Genomic DNA, 13,840 nt, shown 5'->3' on the forward strand with positions numbered 1-13,840 from the left:
TTATCTCTCAATAAGTTCTGTTATTTGCATGGGATTGTCTAATTTAGGAAAGCCAGTAATTTTTTCACTTATAAAATCTGGTTGAAACCATGTTGCTTGATAAGCCTTTAGACCGACTTTTGAAGCACCATATAATTCGTTTGAGCCACCATCACCAATAAAAAGAGAGCGTTCAGGGGAAACCTCTAGACACTGACATGCCATCAAATATATTTTAGCATTTGGTTTTGCTTGCTTTACTTTATATGAAAAAACTACTTCATCAAAAAAGTTGGCTAATGGAGAATCTTCCCATCCGACGACTTCCTCTGCTGTACAATTGCTAATTAAACCAACTTTTATATCTTTGTCCTTCAATATTTGTAGCACTTGGAGTATTTCAGTGTCTATTTCTTTAAAAGGAACCAATTTTGCCTCCAATCTCCGCTGATGAATCTCTTCAATTACATTTTCATTTATTGGCTTATCAAGAGATTGCAATATATCCTTAAGGCAGCTTTGATGATCGAGGAAAGTACCATCCATTCTTTTTTCTCTTCTGGCAGACCATGCTTTTTTAAAGATTTTTGCGTCTATTCCTAACTCTGCACTGGAGTATGTTGCTTTCCTCTGATTATTTTGCCATTCCGTAATCAGTGTTTCATATAAATCAAAAAATATTGCCTCAACCATCAAAAACCCTCCTAACCTTGTAATAGACTCTCTGCATTCACCGAGTTAGATGGTACAAGGTTTTCTTGTACTATTTTTTATTTCTCCTCCTACCCAGGAGTCGCCACCTTCCACTCCAATCACTGAGATAATCTCTTGCTCACGGAAATCAACCACGCACTATCTTGGTAGACGATGTTTACAGAAACATTCTTTTTTTGAAAAAATAAACTTGTGACGCTTTTTTGACATGTCTTTTTTTGATAAGAGCCTCGATTCCCAGCAAGCTTTTGGTCATTCGGCGGATTGACACCTTGGAATTCCGAGAGTCTATTGTATAGTGAACAATATGTATTTTAATTGATATCCCCTAAATAAACAGGAAGATTATTCCCTCCAACATGATCAAGAACATACTGGCGCATGGATTGAGGATAGAGCCTATAGTTTAATAATTCCGTTAAAGGCAGCCACTCCACACTGATTTGCCCATCATCAGGCGAGCTGCCATTTCCTACATTATTAGAATTTCCCTTAATTTGACACAAAAACATATATTCAATTTGATGCACATCTGAATCAAAGGTAAAATGTTCATGATTTTTTCCAATATATTCACGGATAAATAGTAAATAATCAATCTTTACACTTGCGTTGACTTCTTCTACACATTCTCTTTCTAATGCTTCATGAAGCGTTTCTCCATGCTCTTGGCCGCCACCTGGTAAAATATAATAAACCCCATCGATATCCTGTTTTTTGATTGCCAACAATTGTCCATCTTGAATAATAATCGCTTTTGCCGAATTTCTTATGTTCATCGTATCCCTCCACTGTCTATCTTACACCAGAAAAATAAAAAAATGCTTGATCAAGGGGATTTTTCAAACAAATTATAAATATGCTAGAGATGGAATAATCCAAAGCTATGAAGTTGAGATTATAAGTCTATAAAAACACATTATCGGTTTGCCAATGTAAGCTGATAAAAAAGTTGAGAACCCTTATAGCCAGTTTTTATAAACCCGTATTTTTCATATAATTTTACTGCACTTTTTTGGTAGGTAACCGTATCAAGAAGAATTTCTCCATATTCCTGTTGCTTTGCATGTTCAATCACATGTCGTAACAGCATTTGACCTATTCCTTTTCCACGAAAGGGTGGTAGCAGGTACATACGCTTCAGAGTTCCTGTATATTGGGTATCCTCTCTTAAAGCTGAGGTCCCAATTAAGTTCCCGTTATCAATAGCAATCCAAAATCCTCCTCGGCCTCCATAGATGTGAGATATCTTATCCAAGTCGACGTCTAGTCTTCGATCATAATCAAAACCAAACTCTTGATGAACATTAATAACCAATTGCTTAACCGATTCAGCATATATTTCAGTAAATGGCAAAATTTCAACAGACATATTAACCTCCAATGACTATGATAGAGGAACTTATCTCGATAATTTTTGATTGCAAAATTCTGTCCATATGTCGAGCTCTTAACAATTGTTCCTTAAATCGTTTATTAATATCCTATTAATTCCATATATTAACAACCGGTTCACTCGTTTCAATTCTTACTTTACTTTCCTTCAAAAAATCGACACTCCATTGGTCTAAGTTTGATACATCCCAACTTCGATAACAGCCTATATAAACAATTATTTCTCTTAATTGTAGAAAAATTGGAATCTGTTTTAACCATTTTTCATCAAAATAGTTTTCCTCTTTATATCCTTTTAAGAAATGCTCCATAAATGAATGAGCTTGAGATTCCTTACTCGCTTTTCCAGCTTCGCCTCCATAAACATAAACAAAATAATATAAGGGTATAGCAATATCTTCAATAAACCAACTATACTGTGCCTCATCAAAATCAAAAAGAGTGATTATTCCTTTATCCTTTACTAGGAAATTTCCAACTCCTATATCACCGTGAATAAGTCCATAGGAATGCTCATCTTTAGTAAAACTGGATTGGATTTTTTCAATGAGTTTGTCACGAGATTGATAAATTAAATATTGATCTGATGGGACAAACTTTCGAATGTTTTGCAGATAATAATTCTGGTTCCAGTCGTGCCTCCGAATAGATTCATCCTTTGGTTTATAGCTTTTTGATAAGGAATGGATTTTCCCCATAATCTTACCAAGGTTGTAGTATAGATTTGTATCACTTAGACACTCAGGATAATCAATCTTTGAACCTTCTGCTTTTATAAAAGATGTCACAATGAAATTCACATCGGATTTATCAATTACCTCTACATAATCACCTTGTGTAGATGGGATGGGACTAGATACAGAGACACCGTTTTTCGCTAAATAAAGAAGCCAATCAATTTCTCCCTTTACTGCATTTACACTACGATGAGCATTAGGAGTAAACCTTAATATGTAATCTTGATCATTTTTTGAGTACTCATATATAAAATTCTGCCAATTGCCAATATGGGTTAAATCACTCATTTCAATACCAAATCTAATTGCTCCAATGGATTGAATTTCTTGAGTGAATGCTTCAATAATCTTTTGATCCATAGATGGATACCTCACTAATTTAGTTTATATATTACTAATTCGAGGTACCAATACTAATTTCCTTCAACTAACAGCCCGATTGAGTTACAAGAAGGGGAAACTTCCCAGCAAATCGTATATACCGATATTGTTCTTATAATATGGAATGAAAAGAGAGGAATAGCTGGATTCCTCTCTAATCACTTTTTATTGTTTAAAGATAAACTGTTCTCTAAATTTTCGTGGATGTTTGCTTTCTTCATTTTTGTTTGTCCAAGTTATGATCACTATCAACTTCGAAGCCTTAGTATATAAAGGAAAATTATAATGATGAAAGTTAGTATCCAGCAGCTCATCTTGTGGGTAATCAGCGGTAAATAGTTCATATTGTTTTGTTGAATTTGGATCATCCCTGTATGCTTCAATCCTAACTAATTTAGGGTTTTCTCTGCCAATGTTTTGATGTCCATACTGTAAACACTATACAAATCTGGATTTCTTGATTTGTTAAGATTTGGATCTTCGTCATCTGCTTTTGCAATGACCACTTTCCAGTGCTTTGAAGATTCAGTTGAAGGTAGTTTCTCCAGAGTAGTTGCTAAAGAATTAGTGGGTAGTAATGTTACTAGTAAAACTATATAAAATAGAAGCATTGCTACCTTTTTCATTTCATCACACACCTTTTTCGTAGTTGCTATTAGTTTGATTTAAAAGAATTATATTTATTCTCAAGCAATGTTAATTCATCACTCTGGAAAGAGTTATGAAGTTAAGTAGTGAGCTCTAGACTCTGTATAGCACAAATAAAAGCTGTTATTGTGACAGTGTTATGTGCTACTATATATAGGCATCAAGAAAGGATGATCACTATAAACGCTGAAAAATATGATCTTAATACGATATACATATTAAAGGAGCACCCTGATATAAGCAGTGGTCGGTGTGACAACTGTAATAATGCTGCTTTTCACAGCTACTTACAAGATGGTAAGTTAATTCGCAAATGTAAGTCCTGTGGCATGATGAAAAGTATTTAACCTTATCACAAGATGGAGTCCTTCAGTATTAAATATCTCTACAATAGTTCTCCATCTCCTAATTTTGGACGTATCAAAAAAGCATCTAAATAATAAAGATGCTTTAAATTTAATACCTTCTCTATAATTATTTTATTCATTGATACCTAGACGTATTTCCTCCGCTTCCTCTTGGATTTGGCCAATCAAGGATATAACAGATCCTGCAGTCTGAATCCAACTTCCCACTGCCCCAATCTGACCTTGTTCCGAGTTATTTCCGTGCAGTTCTTGAGTAGTACTTATTGCTTGCAAGGAGTTCCCAATGCCCTGTAAAAGGTTTCCAACAATATTCTCCGCTCTTCCAGCTTCTGTACTATCAAAAAACTCATCTGCCAGTCCTACGAAACTTCCTAAAGCCTGCATCCAAGTTCCCGCAATAACTATTCTTTGTTCAGTCTCTTCGTCAGAACAGCCATAAAGCAACATCCCTGCGAAAACGGTCGAATTACCTGTTGCTTGAATTTCATCTCCGATTTTTTCTAGAGATACTGAACCTTGGCCATCTGCGGCCAATGCACTTCCCGAAGCTTGCAAAACATTGCCTATCAGTCGCAATTGATAGCTTTGTGTTTCATTTAAATGTAATTGAGGAGTATTGCCGATGGCCGCTTGTATAGTTCCAATTGTTGAGAGAAAATAACCGATTATTTCCTTCAAATGATTATTCATGTATATTCAATCCAACTCATTTTCATTTCTAATACATTCTATTCTTAAACCGATTATTCAGTTCATTCCTTCCATCAACCGTAGCATACTGCAACTTATCCATAGGGTAGGAGTTTTCCGCATTAACGGGCAGAAATATCTCCACCTCCAAGCAAATTTAGCCTTTGATCCTCAAAAATTCAGTGGGGATGAAGATACACCGTCCTTAGAATCAAGTTTGCCTTAAATCCTTCTACTTTCAACATCTTACACTCCGGAATTTGAAAGTGTTGACTTAAAATTATTTATCTAGTATAATTAATCTTGTCTTTACATAATATGTTGATTCTGTAGCTCAGCTGGGAGAGCGCCACCTTGACAGGGTGGAGGTCGCTGGTTCGAGACCAGTCAGAATCACTACGGATCGTCAAACGTTAATATAATAGCGTTTGACGTTTTTTGGTCTAGGAGATTATAAAATGAAACTTCAATCAGTTAAAGGCATAGGATGTGCTAGTGCAGACATGATGATTGTTATCACGAACTCCGGCTGAGAAAGATGGTCTAGGAATTGATGATGTTTTTTATTCAAAATTGTTATCAATCAAAATTTTTTTATAAATGTCAGACACCAAAAAATCCTCAAACGATAAGTGGTTTTTTATAGGCGAACTTGGAGGAAATAGCTTTCCTAAAGGATAAATTAGATTTATATCGAATTTCAAAATTATAGTTAATAGTTGCAATTAACATTTAATAGGAGAAGGAAACGATGAGTAAATATGACTTTTTATCAATAGCAGCAGTGGTTATTAATATCCTTGTCTTTTTTATTTTTCGTGGTCCGAATGTAAATGGATTTATTTTGGCTGCCGCTATGGGGATCATTGCAATTTTTGGTATTTTCGTTGCCCTTCGCTCAAAATACGTTGCATTGTATATTATTATAAATGTGATGATATTAATATCTTTACTAGTTCTTATTTTTGCTTTACTCGTAAGCTATGGCAGAGTTATGAACGAGTAAAATTTTATACATAGAATTTCTTCCATCCTTCAAATTTCAACGAATATGAATTTTTACAGTGTCGCTGTGCCTCTTAATGCGGAAGAAAGGAGCACAAACGAGATACAAAAACAAGATTTAAAATTTGAAGTTTTGCTCAAGACCCAAATGGAAATAATACAAATAACTAGGCATTGAGGAGGTCTAAAGAATGAGTCTACTTTATATCAAAGCGATGGAAGTCTTTAAAAAAGATGCAGAGCGTCAGAATAGAGAAGGACCTCAAGATATTAAACCTTATATAAAAAATAAATGGCGAAAAAATAGGTATTAACAAGTATGAACGAGAATTGAAAGGCATTGAATGACACGCGAGAGGTCGTTCAATGCCTTTTGTGTTATAGAAAAAGGCACTATACAAAAATACGATAAGGGTCGCTATGGTGAACGTAAATGAACAAAGCATCTAATAAAGGGAGATAAAACTGGACAAATCTATATGATATAATGAAAACCACAATCTATAAGATTTGTTACTTCTGTGAACTCACCACCAATAGATTCTTCACTTGATTGAATAAAAAAGGAGAGAAGTCGATTATATGGTGAAGTATAAAGTATTAGCCTTAGATTTAGATGAAACCGTCCTAACCCGCAATAAAGGCGTATCTGGAGCAAATAAGCAGTGGATAAAACGAGCAGCTGATGCTGGTGTTGTCGTCGTTTTGACAACAGGTCGAGGATTACAAAGAGTTGAACGAATTCGTCAAGAATTAGGTTTAGAGTCACCAATGGTACTTGCCAATGGAGCTGAGATCTGGAGTAAACCTGGAGAACTTGTGAAAAGGTTTTATATTGAGCAAAAGGATATTCGCATGTTGCATGCAATGGCTCTTGAATCTGGGGGAACATTTTGGGGATATAACGATACAGACCATGTCAAGATGGAAGATTGGGCAGATGATATCTTTGCAACAAACTTTTTCAAATTTGGTATTAGTCATAATGATGAACAGATTGTTCGACAATTAAGAGAGAAACTAAAAAATAGTGAGACATTAAATATTACATGGTCGTCGAGTCGTGTTGTGGAAATTTCACTTGTCAATGTTTCAAAGGCGACAGGTATACAGAAGCTTTGTGAACATTTAGGGATTGAGATGGCAGAAGTTATGGCCATTGGGGATAATCGAAATGACCTTGAATTAATCAAAGCTGCTGGTTTAGGCATTGCGATGGGTAATGCTGAGAAGGAATTAAAAGAAGTGGCAGATCAAATCACAACAACAAATGAAGAGGATGGAGTTGCTCAAGCAATTCAAACATATCTTTTTGAGGAAGATGTAAGCTGATAAAGAAAGCTGTGCCTTGTTATTTTAGGCACAGCTTTCTTTATTTGTTCATAAAAGTGGTAAAAAATTTGGTGTGCCCTTAATCTTTCTGAAAATAAGTATATGGACCATGATGAAAAGTTGTATGTACAATTAAAAACCGGTTCTCTAATATAAAATGTAATAGTAAATCCCCGAGGAAATGAACTCTTTTTCTTAATAATAAGATCGATAGGGGAGTGTAATTTCTGATCATAATTAGGAGAGATAAAATGACTGAAATTGGTTTTGTAAGACACGGAAACACAAATTGGAATATTGAACAAAGAGCACAAGGTCATTCACATAATCCATTAAATGAAACAGGTATGACACAAGCACATGCTGTTGGGAAGCGCTTGGCCGAAGAAGATTGGGAAGTTATGATTTCAAGTGATTTATTACGAGCCCGCCAAACGGCAGAAATTATTGCTTCCTATTTAAATTTGCCTATTTTATTTGATAAGAGATTAAGAGAGATTTCGCGAGGGAAAATCGAGGGGACCATCGAAGAAGAGAGAATTGAAATATGGGGTGAGGATTGGCGCCAGCTTGATCTAGGTGAGGAGACCATTGAAGCTTTACGTGCAAGAGGTGCTCAGTTTGTGGAAGACACATTAAAACAGTATAAAGGAAAAAAAGTATTGGTGATTACGCATGGGAAATTTCTAATTCAAACATTACATGAAATATGTCCAAATGAAACAGATCCAGATGATTTAGTGAAAAATTGTTCTGTCACAATTATAAAAGATATGAAAAAAGGGATGGGATATAAACTTTATAATTGCACTCGCCACCTTGCTGAAAAGGAATTTACTAAATAATACGACTCATCAATGTTACCTAAAAGACAATCGATTAGATAATGTATTGAGGAGGTTTTCACATGAAATTAACATTTTTAGGCACTGCCGGGCCTGATCAAATCCCATCACCATTTTGTGACTGTAGAACGTGTACCTATGCACGCGAACATCGGGGCTATGACTTGAGGAAAAGGTGTATGTACTTAATTAACGATGATTTATTAGTGGATATGGGTGCAGATCTTTTTGCAGCTTGTTCCATGCATGGGGTGAATTTAATCAACACGAAATATGCCCTAGTTACACATAGCCATCATGATCATTTTGATGTGAAGAATATAGGTTTGCGCAAATTAGGCTATCCCACCTATCAGGAATTACCAGTTTTAACGTTCGTAGCTCCACCCTCTGTTATGGCCTTATTAAGCGATTCAGATGTCAGGGATGCGGAGATAGGATTGAAAAGAAAACCTATCCTCCCTTTTGAGCGAATAGACCTTTATCCGTATTCTATTAAGGCACTTAAAGCAACGCATATACCGTCAATAGGGGACGCTGTAACCTATTTAATAGATGATGGCAAAAGCAAAGTATTAATCGCATCGGACACAGCAGTGTACAAGGAGGAAGTATGGCCGCATTTGCAAGATATAGAATTAGATCAGCTGATTATAGAATGTGCGGTTGGAACGAATACTGAATTTAAAGCAGGACAAACACGACATTTGAGTGTAGATGGGGTAGAGACCATGATTACGAAAATGAGAAAGATTAATGCGATTACTGAACAAACTGCCATTCATGCAACCCATTTTACACATAAGCATTGCCCGCCACATCACGAGATGAATGAAGTACTTCGACCTATGAATGTTGAGTGTGCTTATGATGGATTAGTTCTACAATTTTAGCGGGCATCAGCGCCTTTATCCTCCTTTTGAACAAGCACTTTAAATGATTATCAAATAAATATTTCAATTCGATCTAAAAATGCGGAAGGGTGGGGGAATATGAAAATAGATACAAAAACGATAACAAATATGGAAGCGGATACAGGTAGACAAAGTAAGCTCCTCCATACATTAAAGAAAATAGGCGGAAATTGGCAGCTTTATGTCTTATTGTTTCCAACATTAGCGTATTTTTTTATATTCAAATATGTACCTATGTATGGATTACAAATAGCTTTTAAGGATTTTGTGCCAGTTAATGGAATTTGGGGAAGTCAGTGGGTGGGCCTTGATCATTTTACAAGATTCTTTCAATCCTATCAATTTTGGAATCTTTTAAAAAACACATTACTTATCAATTTTTATCAATTGCTATTTTCGTTCCCGATCCCGATTATCTTCGCTTTAATGTTGAATCAAGTGACAAGGACAAGGTTTAAGAAGATTGTCCAAACGGTTACGTATGCACCGCATTTTATTTCTGTCGTTGTCCTTGTTGGGATGTTATTTATTTTCCTTTCGCCATCGAATGGATTTATTAATAATATTATTCAACTTTTTGGCGGAGACCCTATTTACTTTATGGGCAAGGCAAGTTGGTTTAGGACCGTTTATATTGGTTCCGAAATTTGGCAAACAACAGGGTGGAGCGCAATCATTTACCTAGCAGCCCTGACTTCTATCGACCCCCAATTACATGAAGCAGCAATTGTGGATGGAGCTAGTAAATTTCAAAGAGTACGTCATATTGATGTACCTGGAATTATGCCGGTTGTGATGATCCTCTTAATCTTAGATATTGGAAAATTTGTCTCTCTAGGTTTTCAGAAGGTCTTGCTTATGCAAAACACTTTGAATATCAGTTCATCTGAAGTGATACAGACTTATGTTTATAAGACAGGTATTTTGAGTTCTCAGTTTAGTTATGCAGCAGCTATCGGGCTATTCGAAAACGTGATTAATTTTATTCTATTAATTATGATGAATCAGTTTGCTAAAAAAATGAAGCAACAGTCTTTGTTTTAAACGAGGAGGGACAACTTTGCAAAGAATCGCAAAATCTCGAAGTGACAAAATCTTTGATTTTATCAATTATGGAATTTTGACAATCATCCTTCTGATCGTCATGTATCCTTTATATTTAATTTTTATTTCCTCATTTAGTGAACCAGATGCTGTCAACGCCGGTAAGGTAATGTTTTGGCCGATTGGCTTCACATTAAAAGGGTATCAAATATTACTTGAAAATAAAGAAGTATGGATTGGTTATCGCAACACTTTACTTTATGTCGTTTTATCTGTTGGAATTGGCGTATCGTTGGTCACAACAGCAGGCTATGCTTTATCAAGGAAAGATCTATTTGGAAGAAACTTCTTCATGTTCGCGATCGTCTTTACTATGTTTTTTAGTGGGGGATTAATCCCTTCCTATTTACTTGTTCAAGATTTAAAAATGATGAATACCATTTGGGCTGTTGTTGTTCCCTCAGCTGTTTCTGCTTATCACTTGATCGTAACTAGAACGTTTTTTCAAACGACGATCCCCAATGAATTATTAGAGTCAGCACAAATGGATGGTTGTTCAACATTTCGGTTCTTCTTCAGTATTGTTGTGCCTTTATCGACACCAATTATTGCTGTAATGGCGTTATTTAGTGCAGTATCTGAATGGAATTCTTATTTTCCTGCTTTAATTTATTTACATGATCAAGCTTTATATCCACTCCAGTTGATTTTAAGAAGTATTCTAGTCGCAAGTCAAGAAGCAGCCCAGGCAACGGAAGGGGCAGTAGATCCGGAGTTAATTGTGGAACAGCAAAGATATAAAGAACTAATTAAATACGCGTTAATTATTATCTCGAGTTTACCAATATTAGCACTCTATCCATTTTTACAACGCTACTTTGTTAAGGGTGTCATGATTGGCTCTATCAAAGGTTAATGACTTGTTGGTTGCACCAGAAACCCTGATTATAAGGTTTCTGTTCAATAATAAAATCAATAAGGGGGAAAACAGGAAATGAGAGGGAGAATACTATCAACGTTTTTAATCATTAGTGCAATTGTCTGGGTATTATCAGGCTGTTCAAAATCATCTAATGAAACAAATGCAGCCAAAAGTGAGCCAGATGAGAATTTCAATGAAACAGGTTTGCCAATCGTGAATGAAGAAATCACCTTAACAATTGCCGGATCTTATGATGCAAGGACAGGTTCAAATTGGAATGAACTTGAAACGATTAAAGGGATAAATGAAGGGACGAATGTAAAGATAGATTGGCAGCTTTCACCTAGTTCAGACTGGGCCGAAAAACGTAATTTATTATTAGGGGCTAGTCAGGATTTACCAGATGTCATGTTAAAATTAACCAACTCCGATGTTGTACAAATGGGGTCACAAGGCGTTTTTATTCCACTTGAGGACTCAATTGATAAATATGCACCAAATCTAACTAGTTTTCTAGATCAATATCCTGAAGTGAGAGGTGCTATTACTGCACCAGATGGGCATATTTATGCTTTGCCTTTAGCGAATATGGCTGAATATAAGCGCTCAGATGGAAATACATTATGGATTAATACAAAGTGGTTAGACAAAGTTGACATGGATATGCCAGAAACAACAGAAGAATTTAAAGAGGCATTACTAGCATTTAAGGAAGAAGGGCTAGGCCTGCCTTTAACGGGGATTTATGGATCTGATTTACACGGACTAGGAGTTTTATTTGGTTCTTTTGGTACTTTAGATGAGAAATTCATTGTGAAAGATGGAAAGGTAGAGTTTGTAAGGGCGAGCCCTGAATATAAGGAGGTCATAAAATATATTCGTTCCTTATATGAAGAAGGATTGGTTGATCAGGAAATTTTCTCTCTAGAATCCCAGCAATTGCTTTCTAAATTAGCGGCGGAAGACGAAGCATCTGTAGGAGCTTTCTTTGGTTGGAGTCCTGATCAAATTACGAATCCAGACTATAATTGGGATTACGATTCTCCAATCTTTCCTTTAAAAGGACCTAAGGGTGATCAAGCTACTGGCTTAAAAAACCCCCAGCTTGATATGGCCATGTTCGCGATTACGAAATCCAATGCAAATCCAGAAGCCACTATGCGTTGGGTAGATCGTGCCTATGAACCAGAAATGTCCTTTATGCTTCGTCAAGGGCCGAATCGAGTTGAAAAAGTAGATGATAAATATGAAATTATTGATGCTCCAGAAGGATATAGTTCAGGAGAATGGCGGGTGAAAGAAACACCATATAATAGTTTTGTATATGGTTTTACAAATGAACAACAAGAACAATTGGATACATCGAATTTAAAAGAAGGTCATATAGATCCAGATAGTCCAGAATGGTATGAACTGCGAAAACCTTATATGGAAGATTGGGTTTATCCAAAGGTACTATTTACAAATGAACAATATAAAGGAATAAGCCGATACGATACGGATATTACAGATCATACCGATCAGATGGCGGCAAAATGGATTACAGAAGGTGGGATCGATCAAGATTGGGATGAATATATAAATACTTTAAATCAGATGGGATTAGAAGATTTTATAGATATCTATCAAACAGCCTATGATACGTATATTGAGAATTCAAAATAGCCATTTGGATAAAAAGTTTTGATTGACCGGAGCTGTCCAATAAGTCTTCAGCAACGGAAAAGAAGAGAGAAATGAAATATCCCTCCTTCTTTTTTCAAACGCTAAGAAAATCTACAAAAACGGCGACACGCCTGCGGGAGTAGCATCAGCTGAAGACCCCACAGCGAATGCGAGGAGGCTGAAGCGATGCCCGCGGCAAGGGAGCCTCTTTGGAGATTTTCGATTTTGGGGACAGCCCCATTTTTTGAAAATATAGTTCTATAAGCAAATGAATGCAGCTATAAATGATTAAATTTTGTTTTGTTGCCGATAGTTGGAGGGGTTAATATTCATATAGCGAGAAAACACCCGACTTAAATAAAAACCATTATCGTAACCACATTTCTCTGCAATTTGATCTAAAGTTAAATTTGTATTCAGTAGGAGTTTTGCAGCTTTTCGGATCCGCAAAATTCTTACTAATTCTGATGGGTTCATCCGAAAGGCTTTCTTGAATCTTCTTGAAAACTGAGCAGGACTTAATCCAACAGCATCGGATAATTCACGGATACTAAAAGTGGTATGAGCTCTTTCCATTAACCATTTCACTGACCATTTCATTAACTCATCATCCGTATTACTTAGATCAGTCAAATCATCAAGCTCATCTTTATTGGCTACAGTGTCCCAACTACTACAGGCAAGCTGCCATACATCATTAATCATCAGTTGTTTTCGTAATATGCTACGTGGATCCCTCGCAAGATAAAGCATTCGTAAATACGAAAAATTAGAAGCAACTCGGTGTTTATCACTCGGCTGTGCTTTGAACCAGGGCAGTGCATCATTTTCGGAAATTAATGGCTTATCAAAATCAAATCCAACAAAATGTAAGGCGAGAGGGGATAAAGCTTCACGGTGAAAGGCACAACCAGGAGGACAGAAAACAAATTCATCTTCTAAAATGGTTCCGCTTTCATTTTCGATTTGATAGTTAAAACTTCCTGATTCAACAGCAAACAAAATCCATGTAGGATAGGTGTCCACCTCTAAACTAAATTGTTTTTTGTTTTCCCAGTAAGCATGCGTAATCAGCCTTAGGGAACGATTCCACAAATCACCGTTCATGGTAAACCCAACCCCTTATATATGAAATTAAGTATATGGTAAATGATACATTACTCTATGTTATTAATCAATTTCTATTTATACAATGAAATTA

The 13,840-nt window shown here is 36.0% G+C and carries 16 protein-coding genes and 1 tRNA gene; 10 read left to right on the top strand and 7 right to left on the bottom strand.

What is annotated here, in order from left to right; genetic code table 11:
* The 5 genes from KI375_RS22820 to KI375_RS22840 form a co-directional block, all read right to left on the bottom strand.
* A complete protein-coding gene (locus KI375_RS22820) occupies positions 1-672 on the bottom strand; it encodes an HAD family hydrolase (protein WP_212975701.1) in 672 nt (223 codons plus the stop codon).
* A 335-nt stretch (positions 673-1,007) separates the two neighbouring features.
* Complete coding sequence (locus tag KI375_RS22825; RefSeq protein WP_212975702.1) at positions 1,008-1,472, bottom strand: NUDIX domain-containing protein; 465 nt, start codon at positions 1,470-1,472, stop codon at positions 1,008-1,010.
* Positions 1,473-1,612: 140 nt separating this feature from the next.
* A complete protein-coding gene (locus KI375_RS22830; RefSeq protein WP_212975703.1) occupies positions 1,613-2,065 on the bottom strand; it encodes a GNAT family N-acetyltransferase in 453 nt (150 codons plus the stop codon).
* 115 nt (positions 2,066-2,180) lie between these two features.
* On the bottom strand, positions 2,181-3,185 hold the full coding sequence (locus KI375_RS22835; RefSeq protein ID WP_212975704.1) for a phosphotransferase enzyme family protein: 1,005 nt from the start codon (positions 3,183-3,185) through the stop codon (positions 2,181-2,183).
* Between the two features lie 410 nt (positions 3,186-3,595).
* Positions 3,596-3,832: a hypothetical protein gene (locus KI375_RS22840; protein WP_212975705.1), complete on the bottom strand. Its 237-nt coding sequence runs from the start codon at positions 3,830-3,832 to the stop codon at positions 3,596-3,598.
* Between the two features lie 192 nt (positions 3,833-4,024).
* Here KI375_RS22840 and KI375_RS28140 point away from each other — a divergent pair, with 192 nt between their 5' ends.
* Positions 4,025-4,201, top strand: coding sequence for a DUF8096 family protein (locus KI375_RS28140; protein WP_483861604.1), 177 nt, complete (start codon positions 4,025-4,027; stop codon positions 4,199-4,201).
* Between the two features lie 132 nt (positions 4,202-4,333).
* On the opposite strand, the gene KI375_RS22845 is transcribed toward KI375_RS28140, so the two are convergent.
* A complete protein-coding gene (locus tag KI375_RS22845; RefSeq protein ID WP_212975706.1) occupies positions 4,334-4,912 on the bottom strand; it encodes a DUF6944 family repetitive protein in 579 nt (192 codons plus the stop codon).
* 323 nt (positions 4,913-5,235) lie between these two features.
* On the opposite strand from KI375_RS22845, the gene KI375_RS22850 reads away from it, so the two are divergent.
* The 9 genes from KI375_RS22850 to KI375_RS22885 all read left to right on the top strand — a co-directional run bounded on the left by KI375_RS22850 (position 5,236) and on the right by KI375_RS22885 (position 12,639).
* A tRNA-Val gene (locus KI375_RS22850) sits at positions 5,236-5,308 on the top strand.
* Positions 5,309-5,663: 355 nt separating this feature from the next.
* Positions 5,664-5,918, top strand: coding sequence for a hypothetical protein (locus KI375_RS22855; protein WP_212975707.1), 255 nt, complete (start codon positions 5,664-5,666; stop codon positions 5,916-5,918).
* Positions 5,919-6,108: 190 nt separating this feature from the next.
* Positions 6,109-6,231, top strand: coding sequence for a hypothetical protein (locus KI375_RS27720; protein WP_280528679.1), 123 nt, complete (start codon positions 6,109-6,111; stop codon positions 6,229-6,231).
* Positions 6,232-6,499: 268 nt separating this feature from the next.
* The gene (locus KI375_RS22860) at positions 6,500-7,249 is read left to right on the top strand and encodes a Cof-type HAD-IIB family hydrolase (protein WP_212975708.1); all 750 of its coding nucleotides are present in this window, start codon (positions 6,500-6,502) and stop codon (positions 7,247-7,249) included.
* Between the two features lie 251 nt (positions 7,250-7,500).
* Complete coding sequence (locus KI375_RS22865; protein WP_212975709.1) at positions 7,501-8,094, top strand: histidine phosphatase family protein; 594 nt, start codon at positions 7,501-7,503, stop codon at positions 8,092-8,094.
* A 62-nt stretch (positions 8,095-8,156) separates the two neighbouring features.
* The gene (locus KI375_RS22870; protein ID WP_212975710.1) at positions 8,157-8,987 is read left to right on the top strand and encodes an MBL fold metallo-hydrolase; all 831 of its coding nucleotides are present in this window, start codon (positions 8,157-8,159) and stop codon (positions 8,985-8,987) included.
* 99 nt (positions 8,988-9,086) lie between these two features.
* Complete coding sequence (locus KI375_RS22875; RefSeq protein ID WP_212975711.1) at positions 9,087-10,052, top strand: ABC transporter permease; 966 nt, start codon at positions 9,087-9,089, stop codon at positions 10,050-10,052.
* Positions 10,053-10,068: 16 nt separating this feature from the next.
* A complete protein-coding gene (locus tag KI375_RS22880; RefSeq protein WP_212975712.1) occupies positions 10,069-10,968 on the top strand; it encodes a carbohydrate ABC transporter permease in 900 nt (299 codons plus the stop codon).
* A gap of 78 nt (positions 10,969-11,046) precedes the next feature.
* Entirely contained in the window at positions 11,047-12,639 is a 1,593-nt protein-coding gene (locus KI375_RS22885) for an extracellular solute-binding protein (RefSeq protein WP_212975713.1), read from the top strand.
* 288 nt (positions 12,640-12,927) lie between these two features.
* On the opposite strand, the gene KI375_RS22890 is transcribed toward KI375_RS22885, so the two are convergent.
* Positions 12,928-13,746, bottom strand: a complete 819-nt coding sequence (locus tag KI375_RS22890) for a helix-turn-helix transcriptional regulator (protein ID WP_212975714.1) — start codon at positions 13,744-13,746, stop codon at positions 12,928-12,930.
* Positions 13,747-13,840: the final 94 nt, after the last annotated feature.

It is taken from the genome of Bacillus sp. J14TS2 (genome assembly GCF_018333015.1).
Classification (GTDB): domain Bacteria; phylum Bacillota; class Bacilli; order Bacillales; family Bacillaceae_C; genus Lederbergia.

Coding starts and splice junctions, on each gene's coding strand:
- KI375_RS22875 (WP_212975711.1), top strand. CDS start 9,087: ATGAAAATAGATACAAAAACGATAACAAATATGGAAGCGGATACAGGT.
- KI375_RS22820 (WP_212975701.1), bottom strand. CDS start 672: ATGGTTGAGGCAATATTTTTTGATTTATATGAAACACTGATTACGGAA.
- KI375_RS22855 (WP_212975707.1), top strand. CDS start 5,664: ATGAGTAAATATGACTTTTTATCAATAGCAGCAGTGGTTATTAATATC.
- KI375_RS22860 (WP_212975708.1), top strand. CDS start 6,500: ATGGTGAAGTATAAAGTATTAGCCTTAGATTTAGATGAAACCGTCCTA.
- KI375_RS22890 (WP_212975714.1), bottom strand. CDS start 13,746: ATGAACGGTGATTTGTGGAATCGTTCCCTAAGGCTGATTACGCATGCT.
- KI375_RS22845 (WP_212975706.1), bottom strand. CDS start 4,912: ATGAATAATCATTTGAAGGAAATAATCGGTTATTTTCTCTCAACAATT.
- KI375_RS22830 (WP_212975703.1), bottom strand. CDS start 2,065: ATGTCTGTTGAAATTTTGCCATTTACTGAAATATATGCTGAATCGGTT.
- KI375_RS22840 (WP_212975705.1), bottom strand. CDS start 3,832: ATGAAAAAGGTAGCAATGCTTCTATTTTATATAGTTTTACTAGTAACA.
- KI375_RS27720 (WP_280528679.1), top strand. CDS start 6,109: ATGAGTCTACTTTATATCAAAGCGATGGAAGTCTTTAAAAAAGATGCA.
- KI375_RS22885 (WP_212975713.1), top strand. CDS start 11,047: ATGAGAGGGAGAATACTATCAACGTTTTTAATCATTAGTGCAATTGTC.
- KI375_RS22870 (WP_212975710.1), top strand. CDS start 8,157: ATGAAATTAACATTTTTAGGCACTGCCGGGCCTGATCAAATCCCATCA.
- KI375_RS22825 (WP_212975702.1), bottom strand. CDS start 1,472: ATGAACATAAGAAATTCGGCAAAAGCGATTATTATTCAAGATGGACAA.
- KI375_RS22865 (WP_212975709.1), top strand. CDS start 7,501: ATGACTGAAATTGGTTTTGTAAGACACGGAAACACAAATTGGAATATT.
- KI375_RS28140 (WP_483861604.1), top strand. CDS start 4,025: ATGATCACTATAAACGCTGAAAAATATGATCTTAATACGATATACATA.
- KI375_RS22835 (WP_212975704.1), bottom strand. CDS start 3,185: ATGGATCAAAAGATTATTGAAGCATTCACTCAAGAAATTCAATCCATT.